This is a genomic window from Bordetella genomosp. 4 (genome assembly GCF_002261185.1).
Lineage (GTDB): Bacteria > Pseudomonadota > Gammaproteobacteria > Burkholderiales > Burkholderiaceae_B > Bordetella_A.
Window position 1 is genome coordinate 107,737 of the sequence record NZ_NEVQ01000023.1, and the last position, 18,545, is coordinate 126,281.

Genomic DNA, 18,545 nt, shown 5'->3' on the forward strand with positions numbered 1-18,545 from the left:
CATCACCCGGAGCCCTCATGAAACATCTCATTCGACATGTCACTCAATATCGCTACACGGCACCGGTCAGCTATAGCATCCAGACATTGCGCCTGACGCCACGCATGGACGACCATCAGCGCGCATTGCGCTGGCGCATCGACGCCCCCGGCTCTCTGGAACAACAGGTCGACGCCTACGGCAATATCACGCACATGCTGACCTTGCCCAGCGCTCATGACAGTATTGATCTGTGCGTCACCGGCCAAGTGGAAATCGACCCATTGCGTGATGGACGGCTGCATCCCGAGGACAACCGCCTGCCTGTGCATGCCTTCTGCGTACCCACTTCGTTGACGCAAAGCGATGACACCATCCGGGATTTTGTCCACACGACGCTGCCTCATGGGCTGCGTACGCCTGATGACGCTCTGGCACTGGCCAGCGCCATATGCGACCGTGTGGCGTACGAACCGGGAACGACGGACGTCACCACGGCGGCCAATCAGGTGCTGGCCCTGGGCCACGGCGTCTGCCAAGACCACGCCCATCTGTTTCTCGCCTGCGTACGCGGCATAGGCGTGCCAGCGCGTTATGTCAGCGGGTACCTTTACACCGAAGCGGAGCATGCTGCCAGCCATGCATGGGCCGATGTCTGGCTGGACGATATAGGCTGGACCAGTGTGGACATCACTAATCGCCAGTTCGCCTCGGATTGCCATTGCCGGCTGGCCATTGCGCGGGACTACGATTCAGCCTCGCCGGTGCGAGGTGTCCGGCATGGTGGTGGAGAGGAATCAATGACCGTGTCGGTACAGGTCCAGGCGGCTCGCCAACAGGCCCAGTAGGAGTGGCTACGCAGTACAATACGCTAGCTGTTATTCACCGACTCACCATGACCTACTGTGTTGCCGCCCGCCTGGATTCAGGCTTGGTTTTCCTCTCCGATTCACGCACTAATGCGGGCGTGGACCAAATCAGCGTTGCGCGTAAGCTCAACGTTTTCGAACAGCCGGGCGACCGTGTCATGGTGCTGCTCACGTCGGGCAATCTGGCCATCAGCCAAGCCGTTGTGAATCTGTTGGCTCAGCTCGATAGCGATAGCACGGATTCGCTATGGTCTGCACCCGATATGTACGAGGCAGCCCGTCGCGTTGGCGAAGCCGTTCGCCGGGTTCACGAACGTGATGCCGAGGCCTTGAGCGAGCATGGGGTCGATTTCAATATCAATTTGATTTTTGGCGGCCAGATTGGCGCCGAGCGCGGCCGGCTGTTTCAGGTGTATTCCGCCGGCAATTTCATCGAGGCCAGCGCGGACTGTCCGTACGTGCAGATCGGTGAGGCCAAATACGGCAAGCCGATCCTGGACCGCGTCTTGCGTCCTGATACGCCGCTGGACGAGGCGGCGAAATGCGCGCTGATCTCTATGGATTCGACCTTGAGATCAAACATCTCTGTCGGCTTGCCGCTGGATCTGCTGGTCTATGAGGCGGATACGCTTCGTGTGACGCATTTCACGCATATCGACGAAGACAACGAATACTTTCGGATGATACGCAAGACCTGGGGGGAACGGCTGCGGCAGGTGTTCACCGAGATCGACGATCCGACTTGGACGGACGCGGGGGCCTCGGGGTCATTGGCAGCGGCTGGTCGGCTGCATCAGCCGCATCGGTTGACGCCGAACGGGGTGACGCCGAATAGCCCGGCGCCGTTGCAGGTGGTCGCGCAGGATCCGGGGAAGTCGCAAGCTTCTTGAATGCGGGATTGGTTGACGTGATGTTGAGTGTCGTCGTTGCATCGCCTGTGTTGATGCAGTATCTCTATTAAGCCGTCCCGGCTGGCGGCCCAGTCTGTGCTGGCCCTATCGCCCGGTCCGGCCGCCTGCGCGGCCAGACTCCCCTTCACCTGCCTTGCCAGGCGGGGCGGCTGGGCAAACTCGCTCCGCTGCGCTCCACTCAAACATGCCCAGCCGACTGCCCCCCGCCTGGCAAGGCAGGTTCGGCGGGCTCTACGGGCCAGCACAGACTGGGCCGCCAGCCGGGACTCACAACAGTGGCATGCATGAACGGTGTAGGCCACAAGCTGCGTGGGACATGGCCTGCAAGATAATGCGAGCAAACACGCAATCTATCGCGCCCCGGTCAGATCCAGCTCCCGCCAAATCCCCAACGCCGCTTCAGCTTGATTCAACGTATAGAAATGCAAGCCAGGCGCGCCGTTATCCAACAAGGTCTGGCACAACGCACCCACTACGTCTACGCCAAACGCCCGGATTGAAGCCTTGTCGTCCCCAAACTCGGCCAACCGTAACCGTATCCAGCGCGGAATTTCGGCACCGCACATTTCCGAAAAACGCACCAGTTGCGTATGGTTGGTAATCGGCATGATCCCGGGCACGATAGGAATCGTGACGCCTTTGGCCTGGGCACGATCGACAAAGTCAAAATACGCGTCGGAATTGAAGAAATACTGCGTGATCGCCGCATCCGCGCCGGCGTTCACCTTGGCCACGAAATGATTCAAGTCTGCCTGCGGACTCGCCGCCTGCGGATGCATTTCCGGATATGCAGCGACTTCGATGTGAAACGCATCGCCTGTTTCTGCACGGATAAAGGCGACCAGATCAGCTGCATAACGCAATTCGCCGGCATCGCCGCCCATGCCCGAAGGCAAATCCCCCCGCAATGCCACCAGCCGCCGCACGCCTTGCTCGCGATAGGCCGACAGGATCCCTCTCAGGTCATCACGCGTCGCACCAATGCAGGACAAATGCGGCGCGGCATCGCACCCCAGGTTCTGCAACATGCGTACGGTATCGGCCGTGCCGGCGCGCGTGGATCCGCCCGCCCCAAACGTCACGCTGACGTAGCGAGGCTGAATCGCCAACAATTGCTTGGCCGCGCGTACCAGCCGCTCTTGGGCGGCGATATCGCGCGGGGGGAAAAACTCCAGGCTCAGGGCCGCAGTGGAAGGTCCGGTCATTAGAGAATCAAAGAGGGGAAATCGGAATCAGGGAATCAGCCGCGAAAGCAGGCCGGAAATGATGCTGTACAAAATCGCGCCCCCAACGGCCCACCAGAACCCATTGACCTGAAAGCCTCGCAAAATCGAGCCAGCCAGCCAGAACAACAGGGCATTGAGCACCAGCAGAAACAAGCCCAACGTGACGATCGTGATCGGCAACGTCAATAGCACCAACACGGGTTTGACCAGCATGTTCAGCAAACCCAACACCAGCGCGGCAACGAGCGCCGAGCCGAAACTGGCCACTGTGATGCCTGGCAACAGATAGGCCACAATCAACAGAGCCACCGCGTTCAATAGCCAAACTAAGATCAAAGTCATCGTGCTCTCTCCGGTAAAGCGCCCACAGTCAGGCGAAATGCGCTGCGCCCGGGGCGCAGCGATACAGCAAGCCTGGCATAACCCATTGCAGCGGCGCCGCCCTGTGGGGCAGCGCCCTGCGGTCTATGCACAGGCCTTAAGCATCCACCTATTGTGCTACAGGATCAATAGCGATAGTGGTCGGGCTTGAAGGGGCCCTCGACCGGCACATTAATGTAATCGGCTTGATCCTGACGCAACGTCGTCAGCTTCACGCCCAGTTTCTTCAGGTGCAGGCGAGCGACTTTCTCGTCCAGTTGTTTGGGCAACACGTACACTTGGCCGCGCTCGTAGGCCTCGTTACGCGTGAACAATTCGATCTGTGCGATGGTCTGGTTCGCAAACGAGGAAGACATCACGAATGAGGGATGGCCCGTGGCGCAGCCCAGGTTCACCAGACGCCCCTTGGCCAGCAGGATGATGCGCTTGCCGTCCGGGAACACGATGTGATCGACCTGCGGCTTGATTTCTTCCCATTGCAGGTTTTCCACCGAGGCGACATCGATTTCGTTGTCGAAGTGACCGATGTTGCACAGGATGGCCTGGTCTTTCATGGCATCCATGTGCGCGCGCGTGATGACGTGATAGTTGCCCGTGGCGGTCACGAAGATGTCTGCCAGCGGAGCGGCTTCTTCCATGGTGACGACCTTGAAACCTTCCATCGCGGCCTGCAGAGCGCAGATAGGATCAACCTCGGTCACCCAGACTTGGGCGCGCAAGGCGGCCAAGGCCTGCGCGCAGCCTTTGCCCACATCGCCATAACCCGCCACCACGGCGATCTTGCCAGCGACCATCACATCGGTTGCGCGCTTGATCCCGTCGACCAGCGATTCACGGCAGCCATACAGGTTGTCGAATTTGGACTTGGTGACCGAGTCGTTGACGTTGATGGCGGCAAATGCCAACTCGCCTTTTTGCGACATCTGGTACAGACGATGCACACCGGTGGTGGTTTCTTCGGTCACGCCCTTGATCTCGGCCAGGCGGGTGGAATACCACTTGGGATCGCGTTCCAGCGTTGCCTTGATGGAGGCGAACAACACACGCTCTTCTTCGCTGCCCGGCTTGGCCAGCACCGAGATGTCTTTTTCAGCACGTGCTCCCAGGTGCAACAGCAGCGTGGCATCGCCGCCGTCGTCCAGGATCATGTTGGCATGACGGCCTTCGGGCCATTCGAAAATGCGGTGCGTGTATTGCCAGTATTCTTCGAGCGTCTCGCCCTTGACGGCGAACACCGGCGTACCGGTCGCGGCGATCGCGGCGGCTGCGTGATCCTGGGTCGAGAAAATGTTGCACGATGCCCAGCGGACTTCGGCGCCCAGCGCCACCAGCGTTTCGATCAGCACACCGGTCTGAATGGTCATGTGCAGGCTGCCGGCGATACGCGCGCCCTTGAGCGGCTGGCTGGCGGCGAATTCTTCGCGAATGGCCATCAGGCCGGGCATTTCAGTTTCGGCGATCGCCAGTTCGCGGCGGCCCCAGCCGGCCAGCGAAATATCGGCAACGAGGTAATCGGGGGTGGTAGTCATGTGGTGAGTGCTCCTAGATATCAACGGCAGTGCTTGTCGCAGGCAACCGTACGGAACACCCAATCATGAAAAAGGCGCCCGCCTTTGCCTGCTGCGACAAAGGTGAGCGCCGTTGCTGGACGCCGCCTGGGCGACGTCTGGTGAGATTCCTGAGCCTGGCAACCCGCCTGGCCGCCCCGACAGGGACAAACCGGGGATCGTCGCAGCGCTCCTCAGGACTGAGGTGAATTGTACCGGGTGCAACGAGGGATGCAACCAAACGGCGCCAAAACGGGAAAGCGCCTTATACCTGCGGGGTCAGTGAGTTCGTTGCCGCCGAATTTGCCGAGATGGGCCAGGCAGCCTCGCCCGCCGGCGTCAAAGGCACCAATGCCTGCAGCAGATCCTGCGCAATCTTTTCCCAAGTACGCTTCAATGCGCCCTCGCGTACACCCGTACGGTCGAGTTCCAGCGCCTGACGGCACGCCATTGCCAGATCGTCATTCACGAACCCCGTGGCCCCGGCATCGATCACCGCGAGCGGCGCTTCGGTATGAAACGCGGCCACGGGGGTACCGCAGGCCATGGATTCCAGCATTACCAGGCCGAACGTGTCTGTCAGGCTGGGGAATACGAAAACATCGGCCGACGAATAATAAGCCGGCAGTTTTGCATCCGGCTGCATGCCCAGGAAGCGGACGTTGGGATAGGCTTTGCGCAGCCGAGCCTCATCGGGTCCCGTGCCGACCACCACCTTGCTGCCTGGCAGATCCAGCGACAGGAACGCATCCAGATTCTTTTCACGAGCAACACGGCCCACGTTCAGGAAAATCGGCCGCGGCAGATCCTCGAACGCATCTCGCTTGCCTGGACGAAAGTGCGCAGCATCCACTCCGCGGGACCACACGCGCAGGTTTGCCAACCCACGAGCCGCCACGATGTCGCGTACGGTCGGCGTCGGCACCAGTACACAAGCCGACGGTCGGTGAAACCAGCGCATGAATCGCCAGGGCAGCGATGCGGGAATGCCCATCCGTGCCTGCAGATAATCTGGAAACAGCGTGTGAAACGACGTAGTGAACCGCCACCCTTTGCGCAAGGCCATGCGCCTTGCCGCCAGGCCCAGCGGCCCCTCGGTAGCGATGTGCAAGGCATCAGGCACGGTATCGCCCAGGATGCGCCGCAATTGGCGGCCCGGCGTCAGACATAGGCGCAGCTCCGGCTCGGACGGCGCGGGCACCGACGGGGCGCCATTGGGATTGACCACGATCAATTCGTGTCCCCATTGCGTCAGCAGGCGCTGCATGGTGGTCCAGGTACGGACCACACCATTGACCTGGGGAGGCCAGGCATCAGTAACCAAAACGATACGCATAGGTATCCCCGGCGCGAAAGTCATCGATCTCGCGATTTAGCCTGCCTAATGTGACACGTCAAAGACAGAAATATGACGGCTGCAAGACGAGGATTTACCACACGTCCCGGTCGCTGCCCGGCGGCCGTACATGGCCGGCGAACCGCTGGACCAGAAAATCCACGAACGCGACGGTCTTGGCGGGCAGATTCAGCTGTTCCGGATACAAGGCATGGATGTCGGCCGGCGGCGTATGCCAGTCAGACAACACCTGCCGCAATCGCCCCGAACGCAGATACGCCGCGGTTTCCCATTCGGATCGCATGACGATGCCGTGGCCGTCCAACGCCCATTGCAGCGCGCTCTCGCCGTCGTTCGAGCTCAGCGGACCGCGCACTTTGACGGTCTCCACACGCTGTCCGCTGCGCAGGTGCCACGTACCATAGGCCACATCATTTTCACGTACCACGATGCAACGGTGACGCGACAGATCGCCTGGCGCACGCGGTTCGCCCGCTGTCTGCAGATAGCGGGGCGACGCACAGAGCAGCCTCCGGTTGGACGCAATCTTGCGCGCCGTGAGCCGGGCATCGGGAATGTCGCCAAAACGCACGGCCACATCAAAGCCTTCGTCCAACAGGTTGACGGGGCGATCCGTCAAACGCATCTGGACCTCGACCTCGGGAAACGCGCGCGAGAAATCAGACACCGCCGGCACGATGTGGGCGCGCCCGAACCCAAAGGTGGCATTCAATCTGAGCAGCCCGCGGGGCTGGGCCTGGCCGCTGGCGATGCTGCGTTCCAGTGCTTCCAGGTCAGCCAGGATGCGGTTGCCTTCGGCCAGATAGCGCTCGCCCTCATGCGTGACGGTAATCCGTCTGGTGGTACGGTTGAGCAACCGTACGCCCAGGCGGCGTTCCAGATTGGCCAGCCGAGTGCTTACGGCTGGCGGTGTCAAGCCGAGCTCGCGTGCCGCTGCCGACAAATTGCCGTGTTTCACCAGCAGTGAAAAAAACGCCAAATCAGAGATGGCATTCATAGGCGTCTCGGCCTGTCGATTATTAAATTATTTTAAATAACGGTTTATTTATTAATTAATTATAAGAACAAACTTGGCCTATACACTGGCTGTACAACATCAAACCACAGCCGTGCCAGATTCGCGGCCCCAAAGGAGACCTCCATGACGTCATTGCTTTCCCGACAGCTCCTCTGCGCAGTCGTATCAGCCGCAGGCTGTATCGTCGCGACATCCGCCTCGGGGCAGACATTCCCTCAGCGCGCCATTACGTTGGTCGCGCCATTCGCACCGGGGGGCAGCGTGGACATCACGGCCCGCTTGATCGCGGATGCCTGGGCCAAGCAGTTGGGGCAAAGCGTGGTGGTGGAAAACCGTGCAGGAGCCTCCGGCAATATCGGCATGGCGGCCGTGGCACGTGCCCAGCCTGATGGCTACACGCTCGCCATCAACACGATGTCCTTGGCGATCAATCCGTCGCTATTCAAGGACATGCCCTTCGATACGCTGAAAGACCTGCGATCGGTGGGCACGATCGCGACGTCGCAGCATGTGCTGACGGTGACCAACAGCCTGCCGGTCAACAATGTCGCCGAGCTGCTGGCCTACGTTCGCGCGCGGCCCGACAATGCGTTGAGCTTTGGATCGGCCGGGACCGGCAGCACCTTTCACATGGCGGCAGAGCTATTCAAGTCCGTCTCCAAAACACAAATCCTGCACGTGCCCTATAAAGGCGGCGGCCCCGCCATGCTGGACACGATCAGCGGGCAAGTGCAGATGAGCTTTCCGGTGCTGTCTGCTGCAAAACCGCAGGTCGACGGCGGCAAGCTCAAGCCACTGGGGGTGACCGGAAAAACCCGATCTCCGCTCTTGCCCAATGTGCCGACCATCGCCGAATCGGGTCTGCCTGATTACGAATTCAACACGTGGTTTGTGATCAGTGCGCCGGCAGGCACACCCCAGGCGGTGGTGGACACACTTAATGCCAAGTTGGGCGATGCATTGCGTTCGCCGGAGGTGGTCGAACGCATGAAAAAAGAAGGTTTTGAACCGCTGATCTCCACCCCCAGCCAAACCGACGATATGGTTGCTGCCGAGATGAAGCGTTGGGCCGGTGTCATCCAGGCCGCCGGCATCGAACCTAACTAAGGAGTTTTTGGTGATCCGACACGCGATTGGCCGTGTATTGTTGTATGCCTTGAATGGGAACGCACGTGACTGACTCACTATTCGATCTGCCTTTGCAAACCTTTGTGGCCAATGGCGTACGCATAGCCGCCCGCATCCAGGGCGACGGACCACCACTGCTGCTATTGCACGGCCACCCGCAGACGCACGTCATCTGGCATCGCGTCTGGCCCGAGCTGATTCGCAATCACACCTGCATCGCCGCAGATTTGCGCGGCTACGGCGACAGCGAAAAACCCGAGGCCACGTCCGATCACGCCTCGCATTCAAAACGCGAGATGGCGCGTGACATGGCCGAGCTGATGACCGCGTTGGGCCACGATCAATTCGATGTGTTGGCTCACGACCGCGGCGCGCGTGTCGCACATCGTCTGGCGCTGGATCATGCCGCGCGCGTGCGGCGCATGATGTTGCTGGATATCGCACCCACTCTGGATATGTACGAAGGCACCACGCGTGCCTTTGCACAAGCGTATTTCCATTGGTTCTGGCTCATTCAACGCGCGCCGATTCCCGAGACCATGATCGAACATGACCCGGTGTTTTATATCCGCTCCGTCATGGGCAGCCGGCCGGGGGGCCTGGCGCTATTCACCCCCGAAGCGTTAGCCGAATACGAACGCTGCGCCCAGCTGCCGAACTGGGCCACCGGCATCTGCGAGGACTACCGCGCCTCAGCCACCATCGACCTGCAACACGACCGTGACGGCCGAGCACAAGGCGAGCGCCTGCGCATGCCCGTGCGCGTATTCTGGGGCGAGCGCGGCGCCGTCGGACAGAATTTCGATGTGCTGGGACTATGGCGCGCCGTAGCCGACGACATCGCGGGCCGTGCCTTGCCCGGTGCGCATTATCTGGCCGAGGAAATCCCTGAGTTGATTGTGGACGAAGCACGGCGGTTATTTAACTGATCGGCTCCAGCGTAGCCGGGCCGGATAATCCGACCATCACGTGCGTGCTTATCCGACCCTGCATCAGGGCCTTGCAAAAAGGGACGCACCGCGGATGCTAAGCTGCGCCTGATGAGTCACACCCTATCCACCTCTGGCAGCGACACAGCTGCCCCTGGCGACGCAGAGCCGTCGCAAAACGCTTTTGTTGCGACCGATTCCCCCTGCGTAGCAGTCTGCTCCACGCTGTTCGACGAGATCTGCCGCGGCTGCGGCCGCACGGCCATGGAAGTCTCCAACTGGGTTTTCATGACCGAAGAAGAAAAACAGATTGTGTGGCACCGGATCCGTGCCCAGGGATACCCGCGTCGCAAGGGATAGTGAGGCGTGTGCTCAATATTGCGATGGCCATAAACGAAACGGCCACCCCTCTGGGTGGCCGTCAGATCAGCATCAGAAGGACTTAAGCGCTTTTCTTCAGATCCTGAGCCTTGTCGATGGCTTCCCAAGAGAATTCGGGCTCGGCACGGCCAAAGTGGCCGTATGCCGCCGTCTTGGTGTAGATCGGGCGCAGCAGGTCGAGCATGTTGACGATGCCCTTGGGACGCAGATCGAAGTGCTCACGCACCAGCTTGGCGATCTGGTCATCGGGAATCACGCCGGTGCCCTCGGTGTAGACGGTGATGTTGATCGGCTCGGCCACACCGATGGCGTAGCTGACCTGCACCTGGCATTGACGGGCCAGGCCAGCGGCCACGATGTTCTTGGCTACGTAGCGCGCAGCATACGCCGCCGAACGGTCAACCTTGGACGGATCCTTGCCGGAGAAAGCACCACCGCCGTGCGGGCAAGCGCCGCCGTACGTGTCGACAATGATCTTGCGCCCCGTCAAACCGCAATCGCCTTGCGGGCCGCCAATCACGAAACGGCCGGTCGGGTTGACCAGGAATTTTGTCTTCGGCGTGATCAGGCCATCAGGAAAGCTGGGCTTGATGATGTCTTCGATGACGGCTTCGTGAATCGACGATTGCGAGATCTCGGGCGCATGCTGCGTGGACAGCACCACGGTATCGACCTCGACCGGGCGGCCGTCGACATAGCGGAACGTGACTTGTGACTTGGCATCCGGGCGCAGCCACGGCAGGCGGCCGTCTTTGCGCAACTCGCTCTGGCGCTGCACCAGACGGTGCGCGTACCAGATCGGGGCCGGCATCAGGTCCGGGGTTTCGTCGCAGGCGTAACCGAACATCAGGCCTTGGTCACCCGCGCCCTGGTTCAGGTAGTCTTCGGAAGTGCGATCCACTCCCTGAGCGATGTCAGGCGACTGCTTGTCATAGGCCACGAGCACCGCGCAGCCTTTGTAATCAATACCGTAATCGGTATTGTCGTAACCGATGCGGCGGATGGTGTCGCGCGCGACCTGGATATAGTCGACGTTGGCGGTCGTGGTGATTTCACCGGCCAACACGACCAGTCCGGTGTTGCACAGCGTCTCGGCGGCAACGCGCGCGTTCGGGTCTTGGGTAAAAATGGCGTCGAGAATGGAATCGGAGATCTGGTCGGCGACCTTGTCCGGATGCCCTTCGGAGACGGATTCAGAGGTAAAGAGAAAATCGTTACTGGCCACGGATACGTCCTTACGAGACCGGCAAAAACCGGCACACAGGTTTAACGAGGCGCGTTGCGCGCGGATCTGAACCTGAATGGATAAGGATCTGGGCGCGACGCTTTAGCGGATTTTGCCCGAAACGCTCGCGCGTAACAGGCGTCGCCCCGCAAGTTGTCGGTTAACTCGGCGACAGAACGCATTTTAGGCGAAAATGCCGGGTCCATGCTTATGGCATAAATTCATACGCTTATCTGTAGAAACTTCGCACCGTGGGCTTCACGATGCGACATATGATCCAACCCGCATGCTGCTTGCCTTGTTTCGCGCCGTTGCCTTGCTTCCCCTGCCTGTCTTGCACATGGTAGGGCGAGTGCTGGGCCGCCTGGTCTATGCGTTTCCGGGGCGCTACCGGCAACGCCTGCAGGCCAACGCCGCCCAGGCGGGCTATCCGGATCCCGCATTTGCCCGCCGGGCGGCCGCCGAAACCGGCGCCATGATGATGGAAATGCCCAAGGTCTGGTTCCGCGGCGCAGAGAGCCTCGCCAAGACGGTTTCCGACGACTTTCACGTGGTCGAGGCTGCCTTGGCCGAAAATCGGGGCATCCTGTTCCTGACACCGCATCTCGGATGTTTCGAGATCACGGCGCGCTACGTCGCCGTGGCGCGCCACGTCCCGGTGACCGTCATGTTCCGGCCGCCTCGCATGGCAGCTTTTGCGCCATTGCTCGATACCGCGCGTAACACCTCCGGCCTGAAGGCAGTACCCGCAAATATGCAGGGCGTACGCGAGTTCGTGCGCGCCTTGCGCCGGGGCACAGCTGTCGGTCTCCTGCCCGACCAGGCCCCCGGCGAAGGCGACGGCGTCTGGGCGCCATTTTTCGGGCGCATGGCGTACACCATGACATTGCCTGGCAAACTCGCTACACAAACCCAGGTCGCCGTGATTGTCGTGGCGGGCGAACGCCTGCCAAAAGGCCGCGGTTGGCGCGTCCATTTCTCGCGCGTGCCCGATCCATTGCCACAGGATCCACAGGCCCAGGCCGCCTTGTTCAACGCCGCCATGGAAAAGGTGATTCGCCACGTGCCGCATCAATACCTGTGGAGCTACAACCGCTATAAGACCCCACGCGGCGCGCCGCCCATTCCGCCCATGCCTGGGCCTCAGGCGTCCGACAAGCCGTCCTCGTCCGCATCCCCCGGGGCTGCCTCTCATGAATGATTTCAAACTGCGAGCCCTGAACGCGTTATTCGCCTGGTTCGGCCGCATCCGGCCATCCACCCGCCAACGCATAGGTGCCGGACTCGGCTGGCTGACCCGCAAACTGGCCCGCTCGCGGGTGCGCATTGTGCGCCTGAACCTGAAACTGTGCTTTCCTGAACTCTCCGAGACAGAACGGGAAAGCTTGATGCGAGCGCATTTCCGCGCGCTGGCACAGACTATCGTTGACCGGGGCGTCCTGTGGTACGGCACGCCCGAGGCCATACGCGAAATGGTGACCACCGAGGGTGCCGAGCGCATCAACGCCTTGATCGCCGAGGGCCGGCGGGTCCTGCTGCTGGCGCCGCATTTTGTGGCGCTGGACGCGGCCGCGACGCGCTTGACGATGGATGTGCCCAGCAGCGCCACCATGTACACGCCTCAGAGCGATCCGGCAGTGGACACCCTGGTGCGTAACGGCCGCGGCCGATTCAACGAGGTATTTCTCGTGAGCCGCAAAGACGGCGTGCGCGATCTGATCCGCCATCTGCGCGCGCCACGGCCGGTGTATTACCTGCCCGATATGGACTTTGGCCGCCAGGGCGCGGTGTTTGTGCCTTTTTTTGGCGTACCGGCAGCCACGCTCGAGGCTACCGCTCAACTGGCCCGCAAATGGGATGCGGCGGTGGTGCCCGTGATCGATTTCTGGAATCCCGATACAGGCCGATATCGCGTCGAAGTCATGCCGCCGCTGGCGGATTTCCCTGGCGAAGGCACACTGGAAGAAGCCACCGCACGCTTGAACCAGCACATCGAAAGCTGGGTCCGGCGTTGCCCCAGCCAGTACTACTGGGTTCACCGGCGCTTTAAGACACGCCCCCTGGGTCAAGCCAAATATTATTGAATGCTTTGCGGGGCAGGCGTTGGCTTGCTCGCCACCAGCATCACACAAAAAATACGGGGTGACCGACTGTCTCCAGCCATTTCATCCCCCTGCCACGCCCTCACGTAATGCGCGATAATCCTCCCATGATCTGGAACTTCACCAAAATGCATGGCGCGGGCAACGACTTTGTCGTGCTCGACGGCGTACGCCAAGCCATCCACATGACGCCCGAGCGCGCGCGCGCCCTGGCCGATCGTCATTTCGGCATCGGCGCGGACCAAATTCTGCTGGTCGAGCCGGCCACGCGTTCGGATGCGGATTTTCGCTATCGCATTTTCAATGCCGATGGGTCGGAGGTCGAGCACTGCGGCAACGGCGCACGCTGCTTTGTGCGATTCGTACACGAGCAGCATCTCTCCGACCGCAACCCGCTGCGCGCTGAAATCGCAACAGGCATTTTGGTGCTGGACGAAGGTGACGACGAACAGGTCACCGTGGATATGGGCCTGACCCGCTTCGATCCGGCGGCTCTGCCGTTCGATACCGATGGCCTGGCCTCGCACACGCAGGGCGAGGACACGTTGTGGCAATTGGACTTGCCCGACGCGCCTGCGGATGCGCCACGCAGCGTACAAGTCTCGGCCGTCGCGATTTCCAATCCCCATGCCGTCCAACAAGTCGACGACGTGGACACTGCGCCCGTCGGCATCATTGGCCCGCTGGTCGAACGCCATCCCCGCTTTGCCCGTCGCGTCAACGCGGGTTTTATGCAAGTCGTCGACCGCCACACCATCCGACTGCGCGTGTACGAGCGCGGAGCGGGCGAGACCCTGGCTTGCGGGACAGGCGCCTGCGCCGCCGTCGCTGCCGGCATTCGCCGCGGCCTGCTGGATTCGCCTGTGCGGGTCCATACCCGGGGCGGCACCCTCACCGTGGACTGGAACGGCGAACGCCTGCGCATGACAGGCCCCGCCACTTCTGTCTATAACGGCCAGGTCGATATCGACAAGCTGGTTTTCTCCATGGCCCTAGGCCGATAAACGCTACGCATTCAATGACCGATACCGCTCTCACAGCCCAGGACATCGCGAATTTCCTGCAAAACAACCCGGAATTCTTCGATCAGCACGCCGAGGTCTTTGCCACACTGCAAGTCCCGCACCCACACGGTACGCGCGCCATTTCGCTGGGCGAGCGGCAGATTCTGGCCCTGCGTGAGCGCAATCGCGAACTCGAATGGCGCCTGAATGAGCTGATCAACAACGCCGATTCGAATGAGGCCATTGGCGATCATGTCTCGCAATGGTGTGCGCGCCTGCTGGGCGAAAGCGAGCCGCAACATCTGCCGGGCGAAATCGCACTGGGTCTGGCCGAGCAGTTCGACCTGAATCATGTCGGCCTGCGGTTGTGGAACCTGGCCGGACTGGCTCCCACAGGTTATGGCGCTCCTGTCTCGCAGGATGTACGCGACTTTACCGATAGCCTGAAAACGCCGTACTGCGGCCCGGACACCGAATTCGAGGCGGTGAACTGGCTGGACGCCAAGCCCCAATCGCTGGCCTTGATTCCGCTGCGTTTCGACGTGGATCAACCCAGCATCGGCCTGCTCGTACTGGGGTCAGATGATCCTGCCCGCTTCAACCCGGAAATGGGCACGGTATTTCTCGAAGCCATCGGCCGCCTGGCTTCGGCAACACTGCGCCGGCTGAATACGCCTGCGCCGCAGAATCCAGCCTGACATATCGAGAGGACAGGGATCAGGAGCACACCACGTCAATCCCGTGCTTACCTTTAACCCATACGGATCGCAGGCCGGTCGCCCGTGCCTGCCCCTCGTCGTAAAAGCGGCGATGCCTGGACCTGAGGCTTATCCATCATGACCGAGCCAGTGCCCGATCCCGTTTCAGAATCCCTGCCGCAGCCCCTGGATGCGTGGCTGCAACACTTGCAGGCCCATCGGCGCTATTCCTCTCACACGCTGGACGCCTATCGACGCGACATGCGCCAGTTGGCCACCTTGGCCCATGCAGTCAAGCTGCCGCTCGAGCAGCTCACCAACAGCCACATCAGGCAGTTTGCCGCCCGCCTGCATGCGCAGGGCCTGGGACCGCGCAGCCTGGCCCGCACGCTGGCCGCCTGGCGAGGTTTTTATCAATGGTGGGCGCCCACGATAGATCTGGCCGGCAACCCCGTGGTCGGCGTGCGCGCCCCCAAAGCCCCGCGCGGCCTGCCCAAGGCACTCTCTGTGGAACAGGCACAGGCACTGCTGGATCATGCCTCGGCGCAACTGGCCACCGAGCCCGCAGGCTTGCGCGATCGCGCGATGTTCGAGCTCCTGTATTCCAGCGGTCTGCGGCTCTCTGAGCTCGTGGGGCTCGATTTGCACTACACCCGTACCGCCGACTACGAATCGTCGAGTTGGCTCAACCTCGCCGAGGCCGAGGTCGTCGTATTGGGCAAAGGCGGCAAACGCCGCAGCGTCCCTGTCGGGCAAGCCGCGTTGACGGCCATACAACGCTGGATCGAAGTCAGATCCCAGTTGGTGGCGGCGAGCGCTACTGATACCGACGCCAATGCCCTGTTCGTCGGAACGCGAGGCCGGCGCATCTCGCCTCGTGTTGTACAGACACAGCTTGCGAAATTCGCGCAGGCAGCCGGCCTGCCTGCGCACGTACACCCTCATGTGTTGCGCCATAGCTTCGCCAGCCACGTTCTGCAATCCGCGCAAGACCTGCGGGCGGTGCAAGAGATGCTGGGTCATGCCAACATCTCTACGACGCAGATCTACACCCGACTGGACTTCCAGCATCTGGCCAAAGCCTATGACCAGGCTCATCCACGAGCGGGACGTAAATCCTAGATTTACCGGCGACAACAACCACCACCCTGGTGGCTCGCATAATCACCGAGCTGATTGCCGATGTGCTGGCGACATACTGCCGCCAGCGTTGACGCTCAGATCACTATCAGTAAGTCACCCGTACTCCCAATAGCACGCTTCGACCGGCCAACGGCGCCGCGGTCGAGATGAAAGAGGCGTGGTTATACGCCAACTTGTCCAGCAGATTCGTCCCGCGCAGATAGATCTCATAGGCAGTGTCGGAGCCAAATGTGTTGCGATAACTCACCACGGCATTCACCATGTCATAGCCTCCGGTGCTTGATTCATACGACGCGATATCGTTCTGGCGAAATACATGCGCATATTCCACCCCGCCTGACCATTGCTTCCACTTGACGTTGGCCCGCACCCCCGCTCGCGCGGCGGGAATACGCGGCAGATTGCCATCGCCACCGGTCAATTTGCCACGCACGTAGTCACCGAACACCCCGGCCGAAAACACCTTGTTGAACTGGTGGCGCACCTCGCCCTCGATGCCTGTGAATTCCGCGTCATGCTGCGCGTATTCGATCAAACGGAAATCCTCGTACTGATCGAGCGTGTTCGCATAAATGTAGTTCTTGACCCGATTATGGAAAGCGCTCACGCTGAACGTCGTATCGCCTTGGTGCTTGCGCAAGGTCAAATCGATATTGTGCGAAGTTTCCTTGCTCAAATCTGCATTGCCGATTTCGTAGGTATTCGTCGCCAAATGCACGCCGTCGGCATACAGCTCCTGTGCGGTGGGCAGGCGCTGAGAGCGCGACAGCGACAAGGCCACCGAATACTGCGGCGCAAAATCCCAGATCGCGGCGGCCGACAGCGACGTGCCGGATTGGCTGGAACGCGGGTTATCGCCCTCGGGAGAAATACGCTGCCAGTCCTGGCGCGCACCAACCTCAAAGCGCCAATCGTTAAGACGATACTCCTCTAGCAGAAAGATGCCCGTCGATTGCGTATCGCTGCGTGGCAAGAACGCCTCTTCGCCTTCGGCGCTGAAATCGCTGAACGAGTTCTGCAGACCGATCACACCGCGCCAGCCGTACAGCGGCTTGTGCTCCAGCTCCAGCCGCGCGTCATAGCCGCGGTTTTTAAAGGTAGTGCCGACTTCTCCGCCTTCGATTTCCTGATGCTGATAATCCGTCAGGCCGCCACGAAAGCGGATTTTTTCGAAGCCGGCGAAAGGCTCGGTGTATTCCGCACGGACGTCCACGCGTTTGCTGCGCAGTTTGACGTAGGGAGGATCCTCATCCTCACCATGTTCGTGGTCATGATCGTGACCGTCTTCACCCTCATGATCGTGATCGTCGTGGCCGCCGCAATGCAGATGCGTGCCATGGGGATGGCAACCCTCGTATTCGTGATTGTGACCGGGCAAACCGTACTTGCTGTCCAGATAGGTGAATGCCACCCCGACATAACCGCGCGGCGTGACCCACGACAGGCCCAGGCTGCCTTGCGAGGACTCGCTATACGAGCCTGCCAGCTCTTTGCTGGTCCAATCCGGCACGTCGTAATCGTCGGTGCGTCGTTTCATACCTTCCACGTGGACGGCAAACTGGCCTGTGCCGGCAGTGATGCTCACTGCGCCTGCACGTTCGTTAGTGCCGGTCGCACCGCGGACCTCTGCTTCGGCTTCAACGCCTCTCTCCGGGATTGCCGTGGGGATACGGTTATCGAGCACGTTGACGACGCCGCCGATGGCGCCGCCCCCGTACAACAACGTGGCCGGACCGCGCAGGACTTCAATGCGTTGCGCCAAGAGGGGCTCTGTCGTCACGGCGTGGTCGGGGGAAATGCTGGAAGCATCCATCAACTCCGAGCCGTCTGACAGCACCTTGACCCGTGGCGCGGTCTGGCCGCGGATCACAGGCCGGCTAGCGCCACCGCCGAACGTATCCGAGTTGATGCCCGGCAGGCCGTTCAACGTATCGCCCAGCGTGCCTTGACGACGTTCGATCAGCGCATTGCCGTCCAGCACCAGTGCGGGCAAGGCCATGCTGTCGGGGTCCAGGCCTAGAGGATTGGCCGAAACGGTGATGGGAGCCAAGGTAGCAGCAGTGTCTGCATTGGTGTCGGCCGTTGGAGCTTGTTGTGCCTGCACGGCAGGGGCTAGCGCCAGGGAGAGTGTCAGCGCTAGCGGATGAGGGTTCAGAGTCATTTCCCGTCCCGATTATGTTATATCATTCTAAAAACTACGAGATGATATAACATATCAATTGCGAGTGCAGAATTACGGCGATTGCTCGGTCAGCTGGCGGAATGTGTCTCTGGGAAGACGTCCCTGCCGGGTGCCTGGAAGCCGCACCGGCCCTATCGCACGGACTCGGCCCATGACCAGGGGCCTCGGCCCGCTTCGCGGGCTAAATCCGCGCTCTACGGGCCGGCGCGGCTTCCAGGCACCCGGCAGGGACTCGCAGTAGCGGCATGCCGCGGTTGCTGGTTGGCGCGACTCGCGACTAAATCGAGTCGTAAGTTGTAGCGTGTACGGTCGGCCGATCGAGGACGATGTTGCCAGTGCCCGTACCAACAACCGTGGGGACATCCGTCATATGCAGACAACGTGAGCCGACGTCCGCCGTGTAAAAGCGGTGCCGGCCCGTAGAGCCCGCCGAACCAGCCTTGTCAGGCGGGGGGGAGGTCGGCT

At 61.1% G+C, this 18,545-nt stretch carries 17 protein-coding genes and 1 riboswitch; of the genes, 10 read left to right on the plus strand and 7 right to left on the minus strand.

Annotated features, from left to right (window positions below; all coding sequences use genetic code 11):
- The first annotated feature begins 17 nt into the window (after positions 1–17).
- Complete coding sequence (locus CAL20_RS24980) at positions 18–827, plus strand: transglutaminase family protein (protein ID WP_094824188.1); 810 nt, start codon at positions 18–20, stop codon at positions 825–827.
- A 47-nt stretch (positions 828–874) separates the two neighbouring features.
- Positions 875–1,738 carry a proteasome-type protease gene (locus CAL20_RS24985; protein ID WP_094824187.1) on the plus strand — a complete coding sequence of 288 codons (864 nt, stop codon included), beginning with the start codon at positions 875–877 and terminating at the stop codon, positions 1,736–1,738.
- A gap of 371 nt (positions 1,739–2,109) precedes the next feature.
- Here CAL20_RS24985 and metF read toward each other — a convergent pair whose 3' ends face one another.
- The 5 genes from metF to CAL20_RS25010 all read right to left on the minus strand — a co-directional run bounded on the left by metF (position 2,110) and on the right by CAL20_RS25010 (position 7,267).
- Entirely contained in the window at positions 2,110–2,964 is an 855-nt protein-coding gene (gene metF, locus CAL20_RS24990; RefSeq protein ID WP_094839343.1) for a methylenetetrahydrofolate reductase [NAD(P)H], read from the minus strand.
- A 27-nt stretch (positions 2,965–2,991) separates the two neighbouring features.
- Positions 2,992–3,327 carry a phage holin family protein gene (locus tag CAL20_RS24995; RefSeq protein ID WP_094824185.1) on the minus strand — a complete coding sequence of 112 codons (336 nt, stop codon included), beginning with the start codon at positions 3,325–3,327 and terminating at the stop codon, positions 2,992–2,994.
- Positions 3,328–3,491: 164 nt separating this feature from the next.
- A complete protein-coding gene (ahcY, locus tag CAL20_RS25000; RefSeq protein ID WP_094824184.1) occupies positions 3,492–4,895 on the minus strand; it encodes an adenosylhomocysteinase in 1,404 nt (467 codons plus the stop codon).
- Between the two features lie 97 nt (positions 4,896–4,992).
- Positions 4,993–5,115: riboswitch (S-adenosyl-L-homocysteine riboswitch) on the minus strand.
- A 63-nt stretch (positions 5,116–5,178) separates the two neighbouring features.
- Positions 5,179–6,249, minus strand: coding sequence for a glycosyltransferase family 4 protein (locus CAL20_RS25005; RefSeq protein ID WP_094824183.1), 1,071 nt, complete (start codon positions 6,247–6,249; stop codon positions 5,179–5,181).
- 94 nt (positions 6,250–6,343) lie between these two features.
- Complete coding sequence (locus tag CAL20_RS25010; RefSeq protein WP_094824182.1) at positions 6,344–7,267, minus strand: LysR family transcriptional regulator; 924 nt, start codon at positions 7,265–7,267, stop codon at positions 6,344–6,346.
- Between the two features lie 144 nt (positions 7,268–7,411).
- On the opposite strand from CAL20_RS25010, the gene CAL20_RS25015 reads away from it, so the two are divergent.
- From CAL20_RS25015 to CAL20_RS25025, 3 genes are all read left to right on the plus strand, one after another.
- Positions 7,412–8,395 carry a Bug family tripartite tricarboxylate transporter substrate binding protein gene (locus CAL20_RS25015; RefSeq protein WP_094824181.1) on the plus strand — a complete coding sequence of 328 codons (984 nt, stop codon included), beginning with the start codon at positions 7,412–7,414 and terminating at the stop codon, positions 8,393–8,395.
- Positions 8,396–8,460: 65 nt separating this feature from the next.
- Positions 8,461–9,345, plus strand: coding sequence for an alpha/beta fold hydrolase (locus CAL20_RS25020; RefSeq protein WP_254924457.1), 885 nt, complete (start codon positions 8,461–8,463; stop codon positions 9,343–9,345).
- A 111-nt stretch (positions 9,346–9,456) separates the two neighbouring features.
- Positions 9,457–9,705 (plus strand): DUF1289 domain-containing protein, encoded by a 249-nt coding sequence (locus CAL20_RS25025; RefSeq protein ID WP_094824179.1) that lies wholly within the window; start codon positions 9,457–9,459, stop codon positions 9,703–9,705.
- A gap of 82 nt (positions 9,706–9,787) precedes the next feature.
- On the opposite strand, the gene metK is transcribed toward CAL20_RS25025, so the two are convergent.
- On the minus strand, positions 9,788–10,951 hold the full coding sequence (metK, locus tag CAL20_RS25030; RefSeq protein WP_094824178.1) for a methionine adenosyltransferase: 1,164 nt from the start codon (positions 10,949–10,951) through the stop codon (positions 9,788–9,790).
- Between the two features lie 286 nt (positions 10,952–11,237).
- On the opposite strand from metK, the gene CAL20_RS25035 reads away from it, so the two are divergent.
- From CAL20_RS25035 to xerC, 5 genes are all read left to right on the plus strand, one after another.
- Positions 11,238–12,152 (plus strand): lysophospholipid acyltransferase family protein, encoded by a 915-nt coding sequence (locus CAL20_RS25035; protein ID WP_094824177.1) that lies wholly within the window; start codon positions 11,238–11,240, stop codon positions 12,150–12,152.
- A complete protein-coding gene (locus CAL20_RS25040; protein WP_094839344.1) occupies positions 12,145–13,035 on the plus strand; it encodes a lysophospholipid acyltransferase family protein in 891 nt (296 codons plus the stop codon). Before CAL20_RS25035 ends, CAL20_RS25040 begins: the two co-directional genes overlap by 8 nt.
- A gap of 107 nt (positions 13,036–13,142) precedes the next feature.
- Positions 13,143–14,057 (plus strand): diaminopimelate epimerase, encoded by a 915-nt coding sequence (gene dapF / locus CAL20_RS25045; RefSeq protein WP_094824175.1) that lies wholly within the window; start codon positions 13,143–13,145, stop codon positions 14,055–14,057.
- Positions 14,058–14,071: 14 nt separating this feature from the next.
- Positions 14,072–14,755 carry a DUF484 family protein gene (locus CAL20_RS25050; protein ID WP_094824174.1) on the plus strand — a complete coding sequence of 228 codons (684 nt, stop codon included), beginning with the start codon at positions 14,072–14,074 and terminating at the stop codon, positions 14,753–14,755.
- Positions 14,756–14,893: 138 nt separating this feature from the next.
- On the plus strand, positions 14,894–15,877 hold the full coding sequence (xerC, locus tag CAL20_RS25055; RefSeq protein ID WP_094839345.1) for a tyrosine recombinase XerC: 984 nt from the start codon (positions 14,894–14,896) through the stop codon (positions 15,875–15,877).
- A 106-nt stretch (positions 15,878–15,983) separates the two neighbouring features.
- Here xerC and CAL20_RS25060 read toward each other — a convergent pair whose 3' ends face one another.
- The gene (locus CAL20_RS25060) at positions 15,984–18,059 is read right to left on the minus strand and encodes a TonB-dependent receptor domain-containing protein (protein WP_094839346.1); all 2,076 of its coding nucleotides are present in this window, start codon (positions 18,057–18,059) and stop codon (positions 15,984–15,986) included.
- Between the last annotated feature and the right edge of the window lie 486 nt (positions 18,060–18,545).

What these genes read in the sequence shown, in the direction of transcription:
- metF (WP_094839343.1), bottom strand. Translation starts at nt 2,964, where the DNA reads ATGACCGGACCTTCCACTGCGGCCCTGAGCCTGGAGTTTTTCCCCCCG.
- CAL20_RS25040 (WP_094839344.1), top strand. Translation starts at nt 12,145, where the DNA reads ATGAATGATTTCAAACTGCGAGCCCTGAACGCGTTATTCGCCTGGTTC.
- dapF (WP_094824175.1), top strand. Translation starts at nt 13,143, where the DNA reads ATGCGCGATAATCCTCCCATGATCTGGAACTTCACCAAAATGCATGGC.
- CAL20_RS25015 (WP_094824181.1), top strand. Translation starts at nt 7,412, where the DNA reads ATGACGTCATTGCTTTCCCGACAGCTCCTCTGCGCAGTCGTATCAGCC.
- xerC (WP_094839345.1), top strand. Translation starts at nt 14,894, where the DNA reads ATGACCGAGCCAGTGCCCGATCCCGTTTCAGAATCCCTGCCGCAGCCC.
- ahcY (WP_094824184.1), bottom strand. Translation starts at nt 4,895, where the DNA reads ATGACTACCACCCCCGATTACCTCGTTGCCGATATTTCGCTGGCCGGC.
- CAL20_RS25005 (WP_094824183.1), bottom strand. Translation starts at nt 6,249, where the DNA reads ATGCGTATCGTTTTGGTTACTGATGCCTGGCCTCCCCAGGTCAATGGT.
- CAL20_RS25050 (WP_094824174.1), top strand. Translation starts at nt 14,072, where the DNA reads ATGACCGATACCGCTCTCACAGCCCAGGACATCGCGAATTTCCTGCAA.
- CAL20_RS24995 (WP_094824185.1), bottom strand. Translation starts at nt 3,327, where the DNA reads ATGACTTTGATCTTAGTTTGGCTATTGAACGCGGTGGCTCTGTTGATT.
- CAL20_RS25060 (WP_094839346.1), bottom strand. Translation starts at nt 18,059, where the DNA reads ATGACTCTGAACCCTCATCCGCTAGCGCTGACACTCTCCCTGGCGCTA.
- CAL20_RS25035 (WP_094824177.1), top strand. Translation starts at nt 11,238, where the DNA reads ATGCTGCTTGCCTTGTTTCGCGCCGTTGCCTTGCTTCCCCTGCCTGTC.
- CAL20_RS24985 (WP_094824187.1), top strand. Translation starts at nt 875, where the DNA reads ATGACCTACTGTGTTGCCGCCCGCCTGGATTCAGGCTTGGTTTTCCTC.
- CAL20_RS25025 (WP_094824179.1), top strand. Translation starts at nt 9,457, where the DNA reads ATGAGTCACACCCTATCCACCTCTGGCAGCGACACAGCTGCCCCTGGC.
- CAL20_RS25010 (WP_094824182.1), bottom strand. Translation starts at nt 7,267, where the DNA reads ATGAATGCCATCTCTGATTTGGCGTTTTTTTCACTGCTGGTGAAACAC.
- CAL20_RS24980 (WP_094824188.1), top strand. Translation starts at nt 18, where the DNA reads ATGAAACATCTCATTCGACATGTCACTCAATATCGCTACACGGCACCG.